At 65.1% G+C, this 16,948-nt stretch carries 18 protein-coding genes and 1 riboswitch; of the genes, 10 read left to right on the top strand and 8 right to left on the bottom strand.

From position 1 onward, the window contains the following. Positions 1 to 78 precede the first annotated feature (78 nt). Positions 79 to 1,584, bottom strand: coding sequence for a glycerol kinase GlpK (gene glpK, locus ACE3QM_RS17905; RefSeq protein WP_374423768.1), 1,506 nt, complete (start codon positions 1,582 to 1,584; stop codon positions 79 to 81). Between the two features lie 731 nt (positions 1,585 to 2,315). On the opposite strand from glpK, the gene pyk reads away from it, so the two are divergent. The 3 genes from pyk to ACE3QM_RS17890 all read left to right on the top strand — a co-directional run bounded on the left by pyk (position 2,316) and on the right by ACE3QM_RS17890 (position 5,877). Beyond that, positions 2,316 to 3,722 (top strand): pyruvate kinase, encoded by a 1,407-nt coding sequence (gene pyk / locus ACE3QM_RS17900; RefSeq protein WP_048408544.1) that lies wholly within the window; start codon positions 2,316 to 2,318, stop codon positions 3,720 to 3,722. Between the two features lie 107 nt (positions 3,723 to 3,829). Beyond that, positions 3,830 to 4,600 carry a substrate-binding periplasmic protein gene (locus ACE3QM_RS17895; protein WP_374423766.1) on the top strand — a complete coding sequence of 257 codons (771 nt, stop codon included), beginning with the start codon at positions 3,830 to 3,832 and terminating at the stop codon, positions 4,598 to 4,600. A 65-nt stretch (positions 4,601 to 4,665) separates the two neighbouring features. Continuing rightward, the gene (locus ACE3QM_RS17890) at positions 4,666 to 5,877 is read left to right on the top strand and encodes a winged helix-turn-helix domain-containing protein (protein WP_374423764.1); all 1,212 of its coding nucleotides are present in this window, start codon (positions 4,666 to 4,668) and stop codon (positions 5,875 to 5,877) included. Here ACE3QM_RS17890 and ACE3QM_RS17885 read toward each other — a convergent pair. Further along, on the bottom strand, positions 5,874 to 6,332 hold the full coding sequence (locus tag ACE3QM_RS17885) for an N-acetyltransferase family protein (protein WP_374423761.1): 459 nt from the start codon (positions 6,330 to 6,332) through the stop codon (positions 5,874 to 5,876). The two genes, ACE3QM_RS17890 and ACE3QM_RS17885, sit on opposite strands and share 4 nt — an antisense overlap. Positions 6,333 to 6,487: 155 nt before the next feature. Between ACE3QM_RS17885 and ACE3QM_RS17880 the strand changes: the two genes are divergently transcribed. After that, the gene (locus tag ACE3QM_RS17880; protein ID WP_231460952.1) at positions 6,488 to 6,808 is read left to right on the top strand and encodes a hypothetical protein; all 321 of its coding nucleotides are present in this window, start codon (positions 6,488 to 6,490) and stop codon (positions 6,806 to 6,808) included. Positions 6,809 to 6,930: 122 nt separating this feature from the next. Further along, positions 6,931 to 7,500 (top strand): PTS sugar transporter subunit IIA, encoded by a 570-nt coding sequence (locus tag ACE3QM_RS17875; protein WP_053074223.1) that lies wholly within the window; start codon positions 6,931 to 6,933, stop codon positions 7,498 to 7,500. Here the strand turns inward: ACE3QM_RS17875 and ACE3QM_RS17870 are convergent, their stop codons facing one another. Further along, positions 7,501 to 8,265, bottom strand: coding sequence for an SDR family oxidoreductase (locus ACE3QM_RS17870; RefSeq protein WP_374423758.1), 765 nt, complete (start codon positions 8,263 to 8,265; stop codon positions 7,501 to 7,503). It lies immediately after the preceding gene. Beyond that, positions 8,246 to 8,476, bottom strand: a complete 231-nt coding sequence (locus tag ACE3QM_RS17865; protein ID WP_374423756.1) for a hypothetical protein — start codon at positions 8,474 to 8,476, stop codon at positions 8,246 to 8,248. Before ACE3QM_RS17865 ends, ACE3QM_RS17870 begins: the two co-directional genes overlap by 20 nt. On the opposite strand from ACE3QM_RS17865, the gene ACE3QM_RS17860 reads away from it, so the two are divergent. Further along, positions 8,475 to 9,386 (top strand): 5'-methylthioadenosine/S-adenosylhomocysteine nucleosidase, encoded by a 912-nt coding sequence (locus ACE3QM_RS17860; RefSeq protein WP_374423754.1) that lies wholly within the window; start codon positions 8,475 to 8,477, stop codon positions 9,384 to 9,386. The genes ACE3QM_RS17865 and ACE3QM_RS17860 overlap by 2 nt on opposite strands. A gap of 42 nt (positions 9,387 to 9,428) precedes the next feature. On the opposite strand, the gene ACE3QM_RS17855 is transcribed toward ACE3QM_RS17860, so the two are convergent. After that, positions 9,429 to 9,662, bottom strand: coding sequence for a DUF2789 domain-containing protein (locus ACE3QM_RS17855; protein WP_048408549.1), 234 nt, complete (start codon positions 9,660 to 9,662; stop codon positions 9,429 to 9,431). Positions 9,663 to 9,775: 113 nt separating this feature from the next. Next, complete coding sequence (thiC, locus tag ACE3QM_RS17850) at positions 9,776 to 11,656, bottom strand: phosphomethylpyrimidine synthase ThiC (protein WP_374423781.1); 1,881 nt, start codon at positions 11,654 to 11,656, stop codon at positions 9,776 to 9,778. Positions 11,657 to 11,774: 118 nt separating this feature from the next. After that, positions 11,775 to 11,925, bottom strand: a riboswitch (TPP riboswitch). Positions 11,926 to 12,018: 93 nt separating this feature from the next. Here thiC and ACE3QM_RS17845 point away from each other — a divergent pair. From ACE3QM_RS17845 to ACE3QM_RS17830, 4 genes are all read left to right on the top strand, one after another. Then, positions 12,019 to 12,678, top strand: coding sequence for a protein-L-isoaspartate O-methyltransferase (locus ACE3QM_RS17845; protein WP_231460947.1), 660 nt, complete (start codon positions 12,019 to 12,021; stop codon positions 12,676 to 12,678). Continuing rightward, positions 12,678 to 13,001: a rhodanese-like domain-containing protein gene (locus ACE3QM_RS17840; RefSeq protein ID WP_374423752.1), complete on the top strand. Its 324-nt coding sequence runs from the start codon at positions 12,678 to 12,680 to the stop codon at positions 12,999 to 13,001. Before ACE3QM_RS17845 ends, ACE3QM_RS17840 begins: the two co-directional genes overlap by 1 nt. 116 nt (positions 13,002 to 13,117) lie before the next feature. Then, entirely contained in the window at positions 13,118 to 13,840 is a 723-nt protein-coding gene (gene ung, locus ACE3QM_RS17835; RefSeq protein WP_374423750.1) for a uracil-DNA glycosylase, read from the top strand. A gap of 105 nt (positions 13,841 to 13,945) precedes the next feature. After that, entirely contained in the window at positions 13,946 to 15,265 is a 1,320-nt protein-coding gene (locus ACE3QM_RS17830; protein ID WP_082150879.1) for a hemolysin family protein, read from the top strand. Between the two features lie 174 nt (positions 15,266 to 15,439). Here the strand turns inward: ACE3QM_RS17830 and ACE3QM_RS17825 are convergent, their stop codons facing one another. Next, the gene (locus tag ACE3QM_RS17825) at positions 15,440 to 15,946 is read right to left on the bottom strand and encodes a GNAT family N-acetyltransferase (RefSeq protein ID WP_231462189.1); all 507 of its coding nucleotides are present in this window, start codon (positions 15,944 to 15,946) and stop codon (positions 15,440 to 15,442) included. Further along, the gene (locus ACE3QM_RS17820; protein WP_374423747.1) at positions 15,943 to 16,932 is read right to left on the bottom strand and encodes a S66 peptidase family protein; all 990 of its coding nucleotides are present in this window, start codon (positions 16,930 to 16,932) and stop codon (positions 15,943 to 15,945) included. Before ACE3QM_RS17820 ends, ACE3QM_RS17825 begins: the two co-directional genes overlap by 4 nt. Positions 16,933 to 16,948: the final 16 nt, after the last annotated feature.

Genomic DNA, 16,948 nt, shown 5'->3' with positions numbered 1-16,948 from the left:
TCTTCCAGATAAGGAGTGCGTCCGCCCACCGCTCAGAGGCGGCGGGCTGGTCCAGTCAGCGCGTGAAACCGTCGCCGCTTACGCTTGTTCGTCGTCGGCCCAGACCTTGGCGGCGTTCACCGCGCGCTGCCAGCCCTTGACCTTGCCGCTCACTTGCGCGGCTTCCAGCTGCGGCTTGAAGCGGCGATCCAGCTGCCACTGGCCCTGCACGTCGTCGACGTTCTTCCAGTAGCCGACGGCGAGGCCGGCCAGATAGGCGGCGCCCAGCGCGGTGGTTTCGGTGATCTTGGGGCGCACCACGTCCACGCTCAGGATGTCGGACTGGAACTGCATCAGCAGTTCGTTGACGGTGGCGCCGCCGTCCACGCGCAATTCGGCGATGTCGAGGCCGGCGTCGGCTTCCATCGCTTTCAGCACGTCCATGGTCTGGTAGGCGATGCTGTCCAGCGCCGCGCGGGCGATGTGGGCGGCCTTGGTGCCCAGGGTGGCGCCGACGATGGTGCCGCGCGCGTTCGGGTTCCAGTGCGGCGCGCCCAGGCCGGCGAAGGCCGGCACCAGATAGACGCCGTCGCTGTCGGCCACTTCCTGGGCCAGCGGGCCGACGTCGGCGGAATGGCGGATGATGCCCAGGCCATCGCGCAGCCATTTGACCACCGCGCCGCCGATGAAGATGGAGCCTTCCAGCGCGTACTGCACCTTGCCGTCCACCTTCCAGGCGATGGTGGTCAGCAGATTGTTCTTGGATTCGATAGGCGCGTCGCCGGTGTTCAGCATCATGAAGCAGCCGGTGCCGTAGGTGTTCTTCACCATGCCGGGGCGGGTGCATTGCTGGCCGAACAGCGCCGCCTGCTGGTCGCCGGCCACGCCGGCGATGGGGATTTCCACGCCCAGGTGCGCGGCGTGGGTATGGCCGTAGACTTCGCTGGAGCTTTTCACTTCCGGCAGCATGCTGGCCGGAATGCCCATGATGTCCAGCAGCTCGGCGTCCCATTCCAGGCTATGGATGTTGTACAGCATGGTGCGCGAAGCATTGGACACATCGGTCACGTGCACCTTGCCGTGGGTGAAGTTCCAGATCAGCCAGCTGTCCACGGTGCCGAAGGCCAGCTTGCCGTCGCGGGCGCGATCGCGCGCGCCCGGCACATTGTCCAGAATCCACTTGATCTTGCTGCCGGAGAAATAGGCGTCCACCAGCAGGCCGGTCTTGGAACGGATCAATTCACCCAGGCCGCGCGCCTTCAGTTCATCGCAGAACTCGGCGGTGCGGCGGTCCTGCCACACGATGGCGTTGTAGACCGGATGGCCGGTTTCGCGGTCCCACACAATGGTGGTTTCACGCTGGTTGGTGATGCCGATGGCGGCGATGCTGCGGCCGTCGATGCCGGCCTTGGCCACCGCCTCGGCCGCCACGCCCACCTGGCCGCCCCAGATTTCCTGCGGATCATGTTCCACCCAGCCCGGCTGCGGGTAGATCTGGCGGAACTCCTTCTGCGCCAGCGACACGATGTCGCCGCTGCGATTGAACAAAATGGCGCGAGAACTGGTGGTGCCTTGATCCAAGGCCAACACGAATTGATCCTGCATGGGGTTTCTCCTGTTCAGCCGATGGGCGGCCTAATGTCTGAATGTTCGTTCGTTGCCAGCGGCGACGGATGCCGGCAAGGCGCCGTGCTCCATCGCTCAAGGTATTGATAATGTTTCTTTTTGTACTTATGACGTTCGTTTTATTTTCGAGCCATTCTAGGCCCAGCCAAAAGCTTGTCAATCGTTCTTCGTAAAAAAATCTTAATACTGCGACTTTCCGCTCTGCCTCAATTAATGTTGCAAAGCAATAAAGACAAGGGTTTAGCCGCTGTAGCGCCCCACTACAAATGGTGCCGCTTCAGCAAGTTATCGAGCAAAATCCCTATGTTGCAGCGCATTGGCAGCCATGATTTTCCACTGACTCTGTGTTGCAACAAAGTTTTTGTCTTTATCTGGAGATAAAATATCCTGTCCTCGCCCCCAACACCGCTAGGGACGAGGTTTTCGGCAGCTTAGCCGCCACGTGGCCACGCTTGGCAAAACGCGCAAAAAACGAACATTTACCCGGCCGTCGTGGCGGGATTCACACAACCGCCGCGCATTTGCCGGCTCGTGGCGTCGCCGGCCTTACGTAGTCAAGCCGCTACAGTCCGACTGTGGCAGCATGACAAACACTCCATCAAGCACGGCGCAGTCTCGATGGAAGACACACGGATGTGATTGGCACAATCAACACCGCCCATGCCCGCCCGCGCGCAATGCCGCGGCCGGACCGGGCACAAAGGACTGTCATGCTTCGCAATACCAAAATCCTCGCCACGCTGGGCCCGGCGTCCAGCACGCCCGAAATCATCCTGGAACTGGCGCGCTCCGGCGTGAACGTGTTCCGCCTCAATATGAGTCACGGCAACCATGACGACCATCGCGCGCGTCTGGCCTCCATCCGCGCGGCCGAAGCCGCCGTCGGCCGGCCGCTGGGCGTGCTGGTGGATCTGCAGGGCCCCAAGCTGCGCATCGGCCAGTTCGCCGCGCCGGTGACGGTGAATACCGGCGACACCTTTGATTTCGTGCTGGACGAGGTGGACGGCGATACGCAACGCGCCAGCCTGCCGCATCCGGAAGCCTTCGCCGCGCTCAAGCCCGGCCATCGCATCCTGGTCAACGACGGCAAGCTGGCGTTCCACGTGGAACAAGTGGAAGCGCGCCGCATCGCCACCCGGGTGGAAGTGGGCGGCGAGCTGTCCAGCCGCAAGGGCTTCAATCTGCCGCAAACCATTCTGCCGCTGTCCGCGATCACCGATAAAGACCGGCTGGACGCCGAATTCGCGCTGAAGGAAGGCGCGGACTGGCTGGCGCTGTCCTTCGTGCAGACCGCCAACGATGTGCGCGAACTGCGCGAACTGGTGGGCCAGAAACTGGGCATCGTGGTCAAGATCGAAAAACCATCGGCGGTGGACGAACTGGACGCCATCACCGAACTGGCCGACGCGGTAATGGTGGCGCGCGGCGATCTGGGCGTGGAGCTGCCGCCGGAAGACGTGCCGGTGGTGCAACGCCGCATCGTCCATCAGTGCCGCCACCTGGGCCGCCCGGTCATTGTCGCCACCCAGATGCTGGAATCGATGATCACCGCGCCCACCCCCACCCGCGCCGAGGCCAACGACGTGGCCACCGCGGTTTACGAAGGCGCCGACGCGGTGATGCTGTCGGCGGAAACCGCCGCCGGCCAGTTCCCGCTGGAAGCGGTGCGCATCATGGACCGGGTGATCCGCCGCGTGGAAAGCGCGCCGGACTACCGCCGGGTGATGGCGCTGGATTACAGCGCCGCCGACGCGCCGGACCGCGCCGACGCCATCGCCGCCTGTGTGCGCAAAGTGGGCTCGCTGCTGCCGGTCACCGTGTCCGCGGCCTTCACCACCAGCGGCTCCACCTGCCTGCGGCTGGCGCGCGAACGCCCGCACACCCCCATACTCGGCATCTCGCCGCGACTGGACACCGCGCGCCGGCTGACCCTGGTCTGGGGCGTGGTCGCCTATAACGGTCCGGACGCGGAAAACCTGGAAGACATGGTGGTGAAAACCACTTTCGCCGCCACCAAGCTGGGCCTGGCGGAACATGGCAAACCGATGGTGATCATCGCCGGGGTGCCGTTCGGCACGCCGGGCACCACCAATTTGCTGCGCATCGTCTACCCTTGAGTTCGAGTTAATCGGCAAAACCAACGGAACCTCACGGTTCCGTTTTTGTTTTCCCGTCGCCGACAGCGACTATGCTTAGCTGATCAGCGTGTTCCGGATTCGCCTCGATGATCGCTAGCATCCGCCGCCTCGGCCTGGTCCTGCTGCTTGGCGCCAGCCTGTCCGCGCCCTGCCGCGCGCAGGACGGCGACGTCCTCACCGTGGCGGTGGACGCCAATGCGCCGCCGTTCATGTACCAGGAACACGACAAGATAGACGGCCTGTATCCGCTGCTGGTCAGCGCCGTCTGCGACCGGGCCGGCATGGCTTGCGGGCTGCGGGCGCTGGCCTGGCGCCGCGCGATGTTCGAGCTTGACCGCAGCGCGATGGCGGCGGCCGGCATCTACAAGACCGCCAGCCGCGCGCAGCGCTACGACTTCAGCCTGCCGCTGTACCAGGAGCACGTGGTGGTGGTTTACCTCCGTCAGCATCCGCTCGACTTCCGCGGCCTGCCGGATCTGGACCATAAGCGCATCGGCGTGATGGCCGGCTGGAGTTATGGCGACGAGTTCGACAATGCCCGCGCCGAACGGCTCTTCAAGGCCTACGATGGCGATTCCGACGCGCAGAACCTGCAGCTCTTGCTGCGCGGCAATCTGGACGCGGTGCTGATGCTGCAGGAAGGCATAGACGCCAAGCTGCAGAGCGGCGCCTATGCCGGCCTGGCTGTCGCGCCGGTCATCCTGGCCAGCAAGGCCACTTATCTCGCCATCAACAAGGCCTCGCCGCAACTGCCCCTGCTGCAGCGCTTCAATCAGGCGCTGGAGAAAATGCGCGAGGACGGCAGTTATCAACAGCTGATCAAGCAGTTTTTCTCCAGCCGCGGCCACAAGCCCTGAATCGCCGCGCAAGCCGGCGCAAGGATTTGATATAGTCCTTCATCGCTTCCGATCATGACCATGACATGTCCAGCCTCCATCTATCCCTGCAGCAGGCCCGCCACCTGCAACTGGCGGCCCAGGGCCTGCTGACCCCGCCGCGCCGCAAGGCGGACAAGGCCGATGTGTTGGCCGCCATCCGCCGCATGGCGCTATTGCAGATCGACACCATACACGTGGTGGCGCGCAGTCCTTATCTGGTGCTGCACAGCCGCCTGGGCCGCTACGACACCGCCTGGCTGGATCAATTGCTGGCCGAGGGCAGCGTGTTCGAATACTGGGCGCACGAAGCCTGCTTCGTGCCGACGGAAGACTACGGTCTGCTGCGTCACCGCATGCTGAACCCGGACGCGATGGGCTGGAAAAACCCGCCGCGCTGGCTGGAACAACACCGCGCCGACATCGACGCCTTGATCGAAGGCATACGCGCCAACGGCCCGGTGCGCTCGGCGGATTTCGAGCGCAAGGACGGCAAGGGCGGCGGCTGGTGGGACTGGAAACCGGAAAAGCGCCATCTGGAGGTGTTGTTCACGCTGGGCCGGGTCATGGTGAAGGAAAGGCGCAATTTCCAGCGCGTCTACGATCTGGCGGAACGAGTGCTGCCCGGCTGGGACGACGCGCGCGATCTGCCGACGGCGGAGCAGGCGCAATGGCGGATGCTGCGCAATAGCTGCCGCGCGCTGGGCGTGGTCAAGGCCGGCTGGGTGGCCGATTACTATCGGCTCAAGCGCGGCCGCTACGACGCCATGCTGCACCAGCTGGCCGATGCCGGCGAACTGATCCCGGCGCGCATCGATGGCTGGCAACACGATGTGTTCATCGATGCCGGCCTGGCGCCGCAGCTGGAGCAAGTCGCCGCCGGCGAGCTCAAGGCCAGCGCCACCGCCATTCTGTCGCCGTTCGATCCGCTGGTTTGGGACCGCAAGCGCGCATCGGAACTATTCGACTTCGACTACCGCATCGAATGCTATACCCCGGCGCCCAAGCGCCAGTACGGCTACTTCGTGTTGCCCATTCTCAACCGCGGCAAGCTGGTGGGCCGGCTGGACGCCAAGGCCCATCGCGCCCAAGGCCTGTTCGAAGTCAAGGCGCTCTATCTGGAAGCCGGCGTGCGCCACAGCGCGCGGCTAAGCGCCGATCTCAAGGCCGCGCTGCAAAAGCTGGCGGACTGGCACGGCGCGCCGCGGCTGCATGTGGCGCGCGCGCCGGGAAATCTGGCGGCCGAACTGATGGCCTAGAGCGGCGTCAGCAGCTTGCGGTACTGAATGAAGCCAGCGTTTTCCGCCACCTGGTCGTAGAGCCGCCGCGCGGTGGCGTTGGTTTCATGGGTGTGCCAATACACTCGCGAACACTCCCGCTGCCGCGCCCATTCGCACACCGATTCGATCAGGCGCCGGCCGGCGCCCAGGCCGCGGCAATCCTGGGCCACGAACAGATCCTGCAAATAACAGTAATCGCCCAAGGTCCAGCTGCTGGGATGCAACACGATGTGCACCAGTCCCACCGCGCGTTCGCCGTCCCAGGCCAGCCAGCCGCGCATCGCGTGCTCAGGCAGCAGGAAACGCCGCCAGGCGCCCTGAACCGCGGCCTCATCCAGTTCCACCCGGTAAAAATCCTGATAGCCGCGCCACAACGGCAGCCAAGCGTCGAAATCCCCGTCCCGCAGCGGACGTATGCTCAGCGTATTGCTCATGCTTATCTCCTGATTCGCCTGAAAAACGCCATTGTCGCCAAACCAGCGCAGCGTCATAAGAACCACTTGACCACGCCGCCGGGAACCACTGCCGGAACTTAGCCGGCCCGCCGCCGCTCAATAAAGCATTTTCCCCCGATGATGAGGACACCCCCATGCGCGCCACGCTTATGATCGCCGTCGCATCCACCCTGGCCCTGGCCGCTTGCAGCGAGAAACAGACCACCCAATTGCAGGAATCCGCTTCCAGCGCCATCGGCACCGTGCATAACTCGCTGCAGGACAGCAGCGCCCCGCTGGGCCAACTCAAGGAACAAGCCAGCGCCGCCATCGGCGCGGCCAAGCAGGCCGGCGCCGCGGCCGCCGCGCTGAGCCCGGAGCTGAAAGAGCAGGTGGACAAGCTGAAGGAACAGGCCTCCGCCGTCAAAGGCGCGCTGAAGGCGCAAGAGCAGAAAGCCCAGCCGGAACAGAAATAAACCACGGCAATCCAGCAGCGCGCATTGGCGGCATTTTTACGCCGCCGCGCGCTTTCTTTAGCGGATCTTTAGCCCCCGCTGACTAGGATGAGGTCGCCCCCTAGCCAAAGGAGAAATCCGCCATGCTCACCCTGCCCGACCTCTGCGGCCCGCAAGACATCCTGCTCAATCAAACCCTGGCCGATAAAACCGAATTGCTGGAACGCGCGGCGTTCCAACTGGCGCAGCGCCACGCGCTGCACCGCCCGACGCTGGCCGCCGCGCTGCGCGAGCGCGAACAGGGCGGCAGCACCGCGCTCGGCCACGGCCTGGCGCTGCCTCACGCCCGCATCGACGGCCTGGAGGAAGCCCGCGCGCTGCTGCTGCGGCTGCAAACCCCCATCGCCTTCGACGCGCCCGACCAGCAGCCGGTGCACACCGCGCTGGTGCTGCTCCTGCCGCGGCAAAGCCGCGAGGCCCATCTGCACCTGCTGGCCAGCTGCGCGCGCATGTTCGCGGAACGGCCGTTCCGCCAGGCGCTGGAACGCTGCCACAGCGCGCAGGCGCTCTATCACCTGCTGTGCGACTGGGCCGATCCCGAAGAATTGAACGACCCGCATTTCCTGCTGGACAGCAATCGCTATTTCATGGACAGCGAGGCCAGCCTGCGCCCGGATTACACGGTGAAGCGCAAGATGGTGGCGCGCTTCTGATCACAGCTTGCCGATGGACACGCCGCCATCGACGAACAAGGTGGTGCCGGTGACGAAGCTGGACGCGTCCGACGCCAGGAACAAGGCCGCGCGCGCGATCTCCTCCGGCGCGGCCATGCGCTTGAGCGCGTGCAGGCTGGCCACCATTTCGCGCTGCTGCGGCGTCGCCGCCGCGGCGCGGCCCATCTCGGTGTCGGTGCCGCCCGGCAGCAGAGCGTTGACGCGCAGGCCTCGGGCACCGTATTCCGCCGCCAGCGTGCGCGCCAGCCCCACCAGGCCGGCCTTGCTGGCCGCGTAAGCCGCCATGCCGGGAAAGCCGATGGCGTGGCCGACAAAGGACGAGGTGAAGATCATCGAACCGCCGCCCCCGCGCAGCAAGGCCGGCAACTGATGCTTGGCGCAGAGGAAGGCGCTGCTCAGATTGCTGTCCAGCGTCGCGCGCCAGCTCTCCAGCGACACCTGGTCCAGGCTGCCCAGCGCGCCCAGGCTGCCGGCGTTGTTGAAGGCGATATCCAGGCCGCCGAATCGGTCCAGCGCCAGCTCCACCGCCGCCCGCGCGCATTCCTCCGAAGTAAGATCGCCGGCCAGCGCCGCCGCCTGGCCGCCGTCGGCCACGATTTCCGACACCAGCCGGTCCAGCGCCGCCGCGCGTCGCGCCACCAGCACCACCCGCGCGCCTTCGCGCGCGAACAGCCTGGCCGCTTCCAGGCCGATGCCGGAACTGGCGCCGGTGATGATGGCGGTTTTATTGCTCAATGCTGCCATTGGATATCCTCCCGAGAATGAAAAGCCCGCGCGCCGGCCAAGCGCCTCGCGTCGCGGGGATTTCAGTCTCGGGCTTAAGCGCCCGTCCGGCATTCCGATACTTGCTGACATCGTAAACACGTTCTTGGATGGCCATGCGCATGCCGGCGCTGCAGCGGCGGGGAAAGCGTTTATCATGGCGCGATATCTTCTCCACCAGGATTTTCCGCATGCCATCATTCAAGCTTGCAAGCGCTTGCGCGCTGCTGGCGCTCAGCGCCGCCGCGCCAGCGGCGCCCGTCCTTGACGCCACGGCGCGCACCGCCGTGGTTTCTGCCTTCGGCCCGGAAGAAACCCTGCTGCTGAAGCAGGCCGCCGACAAACGCGAACACCTGGTCAACGGCGTGCGTTTCACCACCGCGCGGCTGGAAGGCCAACCGGTGCTGCTGTTCATGAGCGGAGTGAGCATGAGCAATGCGGCGATGAACACCCAGCTGGCGCTGGACCGCTTCAATGTGCGCCGCATCGTGTTCAGCGGCATCGCCGGCGGCGTGGACGACCAATTGCGCATCGGCGACGTGGCGGTGCCGCGGCGCTGGGGCAATTACGCCGAAGCGATCTACGCGCGCGAAACCGCGCCCGGCCGCTACGCGCCGCCACCGTACGCGGACCCGGCCGCGCGCGCCAACTACGGCATGATCCACCCGCGCGACATCAAGCTGGCCACCGCCGACGGCGGCAGCGAAACCCGCTTCTGGTTCGAGGTGGACCCGGGCTTGCTGCAACTGGCCAAGGGCTTGCCGGCCGATACCCTGCGCCGTTGCGACGCCGCCCAGCGCTGCCTATCCGCGCCGCCGCGCATCGTCGCCGGCGGCAACGGCCTGTCCGGCCCCATCTTCATGGACAATGCCGGCTACCGCGATTACCTGGCCAAGACCTACCAGGCCCAGGTAGTGGATATGGAAACCGCGGCGGTGGCCCAGGTGGCGCACGCCAACCGCGTGCCCTTCATCGCCTTCCGCAGCCTGTCCGATCTGGCCGGCGGCAGCGAGCACGCCAATGAAATGGACACCTTCATGCAGATCGCCGCCGACAATGCCGCCAATACGGTGCGGGGGCTGCTGCGCGCGCTGAAGCGCTAGTTTGATCCACTGCGCGCCGGCAATGCGCTGCTGTTGCGGTTTCTAAACCGCCTGCAACAACACCGCCAGCTCATCCACCTCCTCGCTCCAGTCCGCGTCCTCGGCCAAGGCCTGGCGCAGGAAGTCGGCTTGCGCCGGCGTCCAGAACGGCGCATCGGCCAGCGCGGCGCCATGCGGCAAGGGATGGCTGGCGATAAAGGCGCGGATAGCGGCGGGTTCATCGGCCAGGCCCAGTTGGCGGAACAGGCCGGACAAGGAATGCGTGCTGGTGTCCATGACGCTTCTCCTGTGAAGGGATGTCTGATGATAGCCCCGAATCGGCGGCGGCGCAGCCGGCCTTGCGGCAGGCAAAACGGCGGCCAAAGCCGCCGTTTTAGCTGACTACGGGCTCACACCTTGTCGTAGAGCTTGGAGCCGCCCTTCAAAAACTCCACCGATTTGGTCTGCATGCCCTGGGTCAAGGCGTCCTGATCGCTGATCCCCTGCTTGGCCGCGTATTCGCGCACGTCCTGGGTGATCTTCATGCTGCAGAAATGCGGGCCGCACATGCTGCAGAAATGCGCAACCTTGGCGCTGTCCTTGGGCAGGGTTTCGTCGTGGAAGGCGCGCGCCTTGTCCGGATCCAGGCCCAGGTTGAACTGGTCTTCCCAGCGGAATTCGAAACGCGCCTTGGACAGCGCGTTGTCGCGGATCTGCGCGCCGGGATGGCCCTTGGCCAGGTCGGCCGCGTGCGCGGCCAGCTTGTAGGTGATGATGCCTTCCTTGACGTCGTTCTTGTCCGGCAGGCCCAGGTGTTCCTTCTGGGTGACGTAGCACAGCATCGCGGTGCCGTACCAGCCTATCTGCGCCGCACCTATCGCCGAGGTGATGTGATCGTAGCCAGGCGCGATGTCGGTGGTCAGCGGCCCCAGGGTGTAGAACGGCGCTTCGCGGCACCACTCCAGCTCCTTGTCCATGTTTTCCTTGATCAACTGCATGGGCACATGGCCGGGGCCTTCGATCATCACCTGCACATCATGCTTCCAGGCGATCTCGGTCAGTTCGCCCAGAGTCTCCAACTCCGACAGCTGCGCCTCGTCGTTGGCGTCCCAGACGCTGCCCGGCCGCAGGCCGTCGCCCAGGCTGAAAGCCACGTCGTAAGCCTTCATGATTTCGCAGATATCCTCGAAATGGGTGTAGAGGAAGTTTTCGCGGTGATGGGCCAGACACCATTTGGCCATGATGGAGCCGCCGCGCGAGACGATGCCGGTCATGCGGCCGGCGGTCATCGGCACATAGCGCAGCAATACCCCGGCGTGGATGGTGAAGTAATCGACGCCCTGCTCGGCCTGCTCGATCAAGGTGTCGCGGAAGATTTCCCAGTTCAGGTCCTCGGCCTTGCCGCCTACTTTTTCCAGCGCCTGGTAGATCGGCACGGTGCCGATCGGCACCGGCGAATTGCGGATGATCCATTCGCGGGTTTCATGGATGTTCTTACCGGTGGACAGGTCCATGATGGTGTCGGCGCCCCAGCGTATGCCCCAGGTCATCTTGTCAACTTCTTCGCTGATCGAAGATGTTACCGCGCTATTGCCGATGTTTCCGTTGATTTTGACCAGGAAATTGCGGCCTATGATCATGGGCTCGGATTCAGGGTGATTGATGTTGGCCGGCAGGATGGCGCGGCCGGCGGCGATCTCGGCGCGCACGAATTCCGGCGTGATCTCCTCCGGCAGCGCCGCGCCGTAAGCCTGGCCCGGATGCTGGCGCGTCATCAGTTCCGCCAACTTGCTGTTCTTGCCGCCGGCGGCGCGCAGCGAGTCCAGGTATTCGCGGCGGCGCAGGCTTTCGCGGATGGCGACGAACTCCATTTCCGGCGTGACGATGCCGCGGCGCGCGTAATGCATCTGGCTGACATTGCGGCCCGGCAACGCGCGTCGCGGCTGACGCGTCAGGTTGAAACGCAACTCGGCCAGCTTGGGATCGGCCTCGCGGGCGCGGCCGTACTCGCTGGACAGGCCGGCCAGCTGCTCACAGTCGCCGCGCTCGGCGATCCAGCCGGCGCGCAGCGGCGCCAGGCCGCTCTGGATGTCGATGCGCGCGGCTGGATCGGTATACGGGCCGCTGGTGTCGTAAACGGTGATGGGCGGGTTGGCCTCGCCGCCAAACTGGGTGGGCGTGTCGCTCTGGCTGATCTCGCGCATCGGCACGCGGATGTCCGGCCGGCTGCCGGCGACGTGGATCTTGCGGGAATTCGGCAAGGGCTGGATGGCGGCGGTGTCCACCACCATGGAGGGCTTGGGTGTTGCGGGCGCGTTCATCGGGCGGTTCTCCTGGTCGATGAATGGCGCAAGGAGCGATCCGCCGCTTGGGCGGGCTGCGGACGGTTTCATTGCGATTAAAACGGCCCGCCAGCAAGTTGCGCTTCCCTACGCCGGTATTATCCGGGTCAGGTTCCAAGGGTGTTTCTCACCCGCGCAACAATCTTTAACGATTATCCTATCCTTTCAAGGATATGGACCATCTTGCCGACCGCCGCGCAGGACCCCTAGCGATGCTGTGAAGGTACGGCAAATGTGGGATAATCGCAAGTTATCGTCATGACACGCCGCCGCTTTTTTCCCGTGGCGGCAAGCCCCTCCGGAGTGAGCTGATGGATTTTGAGAATGCCCGTTTCAACATGGTCGAGCAGCAGATTCGTCCGTGGGACGTACTTGACACGAACGTGCTGGACCTGCTGTTTCACGTGAAACGCGAACAGTTCGTCGCCGCCGACAAACGCAGCCTGGCCTTTGTCGACACCGAGCTGCCGCTGCCCAATGGCAGCTTCATGCTGCAGCCGAAAATGGAAGCGCGCCTGGCGCAGGACGCCGCCATCCAGGCCCAGGACAAGATCCTGGAAATCGGCACCGGCAGCGGCTATCTGACCGCGCTGCTGGCCAAGCTGGGCCAGCATGTCTACAGCGTGGAGATCGACGCCGCCCAGCGCGAGACCGCGGCCGCCAACCTGAAACAGGCCGGCATCGTCAATGTCACCCTGGTGGCGGGCGACGGCGTGCTGGGCCTGCCGCAACAAGCGCCGTTCGATGTGATCGTGGTCGGCGGCTCGCTGCCGGTGGTGCCGCAGGAACTGAAAGACCAGCTGGCCGTGGGCGGCCGCCTGATCATGGTGGTGGGCGACCTGCCGGTGATGACCTGCAAGCTGATCAAGCGCGAAACCGAAACCAGCTTCAGCGAAACCGGCCTGTTCGAAACCTGTATCGGCCGCCTGGCCAAGGCGGAAGCGGTAGAGCCGGAGCGCTTCGCGTTTTGATGGTCCAGGAAATCCGCGCCCGCGATCTGGCCGCGGCGCTGGCCGACAACAGCGCCGAGCCGCCGCTGCTGCTGGATGTGCGCGAAGCATGGGAAGTGCAGCTGTGCATGATTCCCGGCTCGCTGCACATCCCGATGAACCTGATCCCGCTGCGCATGAGCGAGCTGCCGGACACGCCCATCGTGGTGATCTGCCACCATGGCGTGCGCAGCGCCCACGTGGCGCGCTTCCTGCTGGACGCCGGCTTCGAGCAGGTGCTGAGCCTGGCCGGCGGCGTGGAAGCCTGGGCCGCGGAAGTGGACCCGCAAATGGCGCGTTATTGAAACACCAGCCATCCGCCAGCATTGCCGGCCGTTCCCGCGGGAACGGCTTTTTCATGGAACAAAGCCGGCGCGCCGGGTTCCAAATCCCTTCAGATAGCAAGAAGCAGAGTTTTTTTATGCAAGCATTGTCCTACCTGTCCCCCGCCATTGCCCGCATCCATCCCGCCTGGGAACAAGTGTTGTCAACACCGGAAATACAGCGGCAATTAGCGGCCATCGACCGCGAACTGCAAGCCCAGCAGCAACAGGGCAAAACCATATTCCCGCCAGCGGCGCTGACCTTCAACGCGCTGACCTTCACCGCTCCGGCCGATGTGCGCGTGGTGATCCTGGGCCAAGACCCCTATCACGGCGACGGCGAGGCGATGGGCCTGTCGTTCTCGGTGCCGGCCGGCGTGCGAGTGCCGCCCAGCCTGCGCAATCTGTACAAGGAACTGGCGGCGGACCTGAGTTGCGGCGTGCCCAATAGCGGCGACCTGAGCCATTGGGCGCAGCAAGGCGTGCTCTTGCTCAACAGCGTGTTCACCGTGGAAAAGGACCAGGCCGGCAGCCATGGCAAGCTGGGCTGGCAAAGCGTCAGCGACGCGCTGATCGACGCGGTCAACGCGCACAGCCCGGGCTGCGTGTTCCTGCTGTGGGGCAATTGGGCCAAGACCAAGGCCGAGCGCATCGACGCCTCGCGCCATCTGGTGCTGAACGCCGCGCATCCGTCGCCGCTCTCCGCCAGCCGCGGCTTCCACGGCTGCCGCCACTTCTCCCAAGTCAATGCCTGGCTGCTGTCGCGCGGCCGCGGCACCATACAATGGGGCGCGCCGGCGCCGCAGAACAGCCTGTTTTGAACCCGGCCGGCGGCGCTCCCTGCGCCGCCTCCTGCCCGATAGGCTCTTTTCCGCCGCGCCGCCATGGCCTAAGCTAGGGCTCCAGTCTCTATCCCGTGTCCGCCCGTGGAAATCCTCGTCCTGCTGTGCCTGATCCTGCTCAACGGCCTGTTCGCGATGGCGGAGATCGCCATCGTTTCCTCCCGCAAAGTCCGGCTGCTGCAACGCGCCGATGACGGCCAACGCGGCGCCCAGGCCGCGCTGAAACTGGCCAACGATCCCAGCCGCTTCCTGTCCACGGTGCAGATAGGCATCACCTCCATCAGCATTCTGTCCGGCGTCTACGGCGAGGCGGCGCTGTCCGAACAGCTGCGCTGGCTCTTGCAGGACATCCCCTTGCTAGCGCCATACAGCAAGCCACTGTCAGTGGCCTTGATGGTATTCATCATCACGCTGTTATCGCTGATCTTCGGTGAACTCGTGCCCAAACGGCTGGCCTTGCTGAACCCGGAAGCGGTGGCCACCACGCTGGCGCGACCGATGCTGCTGCTGTCGCGGCTCAGTTCTCCGCTGGTGAAAGCGCTGAGCCACAGCACCGACGGCCTGCTGCGGCTCTTGGGCGCCAAGAAGAGCAGCGATCCGTCCATCACCGAGGAGGAAATCCGGGTGCTGATGGAGCAAGGCGCCGATGAAGGCGTGTTCGACCGCGCCGAGCAGGAGCTGGTGACCAATATCTTCAGGCTGGACAACCGCAAGGTGGCCGCGGCGATGACGCCGCGCAAGGATATCGTGGCGCTGGACCTGGACGATCCGCCCGCGCTCAACCACGACGTGCTGCAGAACCATCATTTCAATCACTTCCCGGTTTGCCGCGGCAGCGTGGAGCAGATCGTCGGCGTATTGCACGCCAAGCGGGTGCTGGACAGGCTGCTGGCCGGCGAGCAGCCCGATATCGCCGCCGAATTGGCGCAGCCGCTCTACGTGCCCGCCAACGTCACCCTGATGCAGTTGCTGGAGCAATTCAAGCAGACCCGCCACCATATGGCGCTGGTGGTGGACGAATACGGCGAGCTGGAAGGCCTGGTGACGATGAACGACGTGCTTGAAGCCATCGTCGGCGATATGCCGGCGATCAGCGCCGATGAGGACGAGATCGCGCAGCGCGAGGATGGCAGTTGGCTGATAGACGGCATGCTGTCGCTGGACCGTTTCAAGGAGTTTTTCGACATCGCCGAAGCGCTGCCGGGCGAAGCCGGCGGCAATATCCATACCCTGGGCGGCGTGGTGATGTTCCAACTGGGCCGAGTGCCGTGCGTCACCGACCGCTTCGACTGGAACGGCTTCGGCTTCGAGGTGGTGGACATGGACAAGACCCGGGTCGACAAGATCCTGCTGACCCGCTTGCCGGCGCCGCCGGCGGCATTGCCGGCCGACGACGGCATTTAGAGCCGCGAACAACACCTCGCGGAGAACCTGAGCCAAGGCGCGCCAACGCAGGCAGTACCAGTCGTACGCCAAGGAGGCACAACGCAGGATCAGGGGTTTTGTTAGCGGGTCTTAAGAACGTGTTTACGATCTCGCGAGCTAAGGCGAGACAAGGCGAAAACAGGTTCTAAGCGCTCAGCCCAGCAAGCGTCCGCATACCGTGCTGCGGCGGCTGCCGCTGGCGCGGCGCTCCGCGTCGTCGAAACTGGCCAGTTCGACGAAACCGGCTTTGCGCATCATGCCGCCGGACGCGGCGTTTTCCTCGTGGCGGTCCGCCACCACCCAGCGCGCGCCGCGCGCGGCCAGGTCCTCGCAGGCCTGGCCCAGCAACAGGCTGCCCAACCCCTGCCCGGCCTGATCGCGGCGCACCACCGCTTCCATGATGTAGCCGGCGGCCTCCGTGGCGACACCAGCCGGCCGATGCTGGGGAAAAGCATCGTGCATCCGGTACAGGATGGCGCCGCCCAACAGGCCGTCACGCTCGAACAGGGCCGCCCAGGCTTCCCCATCCGCCACCTGGCGCAAGCTACGCTCCACGCCCTCCTCCGGCAGCCAGTTCCACGGATTGGGTCCGTGTTCCATGATCAGTTTCCGCAGCGCGTCCACATCCGCCGCGCCAGCCAAACGGTATTGCCAGCTCATGCGCATCCTTTCTCGAAACGCAGCGTCGCCTGGCCCGCGTCCACTTCCAGTTCGGCCCAGGCGCCGTTCATCAGGGTCCATTGCGGCGGCACATGGCCGATATCGGCATCCACCACCACCGGGTAAGGCAGGCCGCTCAAGACGGTTTCCAGCGCCAGCCGGTAAGTCAGCGCATTGGTGTCGGCGGCGTCCGGCCCGCTGCTGCGTCCCAGGATCAAGCCGCTCAAACCATCCAGCACGCCGGACAGGCGCAGGCCGTGCAAGGCGCGCAGCAGCTCGCACGGCCTCATCTCGCAGTTTTCCAGGTACAGCAGCGTTGGTTCCCGTTTAAACGCATGCAAATCAAAATAAGGGCTGCCCTGCAGCCGGCTCAGCGTGTCCAGGCAGCCGCCGATCAGTCGGCCGGCCATAAGGGCCGTTTGCGCGCCCAACACGCGCAGCGTGGTCGGATACCGCTCTCCCGGAGCGTCCCAGCGCCAAAACGCGCTGTAGCGGCTCTGAGACGGCGGCAAACCATGGTGCAACGCATGCAGCAGCGCTGAATTCTCCTCCTGCCGCCGCGGATCGCCCAGATCGAACAGATTGGGCCCGTGCAGCGTCGCCCAGCCGGACAGCAAGGTCAACGGCACGGCCAGCGTGGAAACATCGGAGAAACCAGCCAGCCATTTCGGCGGCAGCCGCGCCAGCGCGGCGAAGTCTATGCCGGCCAGCAGCTCGATCGCGCGCTCCCCGCCCCAGGGCGGCAAGATGGCGCGTATCGTCGGATCGAACAGGAAGTGATTCAACTCCGCCAGCCGCTCGGCGGCCGGCGCGCTGGCGTCCTGAAATTCCCCGCGCAGGCAAGCGCCCTCCACCACCTGCCAGCCCTGATCGCGCAAGCATTGCAAGGCGAGATCCAGCTGCTGATGCAGCAGCGCCGGCACTCCTGAGGAAAAAGCGGTGACGGCGACGCGGTCGCCAGGCCGCAATGGCACGGGAAAAACCATCACCGGTGCTTGCTCC

It is taken from the genome of Chromobacterium sp. (assembly GCF_041912965.1).
Classification (GTDB): Bacteria; Pseudomonadota; Gammaproteobacteria; order Burkholderiales; family Chromobacteriaceae; genus Chromobacterium; species Chromobacterium aquaticum.
This window is presented reverse-complemented; position numbering and strand designations above follow the sequence as displayed.

Coding starts and splice junctions, on each gene's coding strand:
- glpK (WP_374423768.1), bottom strand. CDS start 1,584: ATGCAGGATCAATTCGTGTTGGCCTTGGATCAAGGCACCACCAGTTCT.
- pyk (WP_048408544.1), top strand. CDS start 2,316: ATGCTTCGCAATACCAAAATCCTCGCCACGCTGGGCCCGGCGTCCAGC.
- ACE3QM_RS17895 (WP_374423766.1), top strand. CDS start 3,830: ATGATCGCTAGCATCCGCCGCCTCGGCCTGGTCCTGCTGCTTGGCGCC.
- ACE3QM_RS17890 (WP_374423764.1), top strand. CDS start 4,666: ATGTCCAGCCTCCATCTATCCCTGCAGCAGGCCCGCCACCTGCAACTG.
- ACE3QM_RS17885 (WP_374423761.1), bottom strand. CDS start 6,332: ATGAGCAATACGCTGAGCATACGTCCGCTGCGGGACGGGGATTTCGAC.
- ACE3QM_RS17880 (WP_231460952.1), top strand. CDS start 6,488: ATGCGCGCCACGCTTATGATCGCCGTCGCATCCACCCTGGCCCTGGCC.
- ACE3QM_RS17875 (WP_053074223.1), top strand. CDS start 6,931: ATGCTCACCCTGCCCGACCTCTGCGGCCCGCAAGACATCCTGCTCAAT.
- ACE3QM_RS17870 (WP_374423758.1), bottom strand. CDS start 8,265: ATGGCAGCATTGAGCAATAAAACCGCCATCATCACCGGCGCCAGTTCC.
- ACE3QM_RS17860 (WP_374423754.1), top strand. CDS start 8,475: ATGCCATCATTCAAGCTTGCAAGCGCTTGCGCGCTGCTGGCGCTCAGC.
- ACE3QM_RS17865 (WP_374423756.1), bottom strand. CDS start 8,476: ATGCGGAAAATCCTGGTGGAGAAGATATCGCGCCATGATAAACGCTTT.
- ACE3QM_RS17855 (WP_048408549.1), bottom strand. CDS start 9,662: ATGGACACCAGCACGCATTCCTTGTCCGGCCTGTTCCGCCAACTGGGC.
- thiC (WP_374423781.1), bottom strand. CDS start 11,656: ATGGTGGTGGACACCGCCGCCATCCAGCCCTTGCCGAATTCCCGCAAG.
- ACE3QM_RS17845 (WP_231460947.1), top strand. CDS start 12,019: ATGGATTTTGAGAATGCCCGTTTCAACATGGTCGAGCAGCAGATTCGT.
- ACE3QM_RS17840 (WP_374423752.1), top strand. CDS start 12,678: ATGGTCCAGGAAATCCGCGCCCGCGATCTGGCCGCGGCGCTGGCCGAC.
- ung (WP_374423750.1), top strand. CDS start 13,118: ATGCAAGCATTGTCCTACCTGTCCCCCGCCATTGCCCGCATCCATCCC.
- ACE3QM_RS17825 (WP_231462189.1), bottom strand. CDS start 15,946: ATGAGCTGGCAATACCGTTTGGCTGGCGCGGCGGATGTGGACGCGCTG.
- ACE3QM_RS17820 (WP_374423747.1), bottom strand. CDS start 16,932: ATGGTTTTTCCCGTGCCATTGCGGCCTGGCGACCGCGTCGCCGTCACC.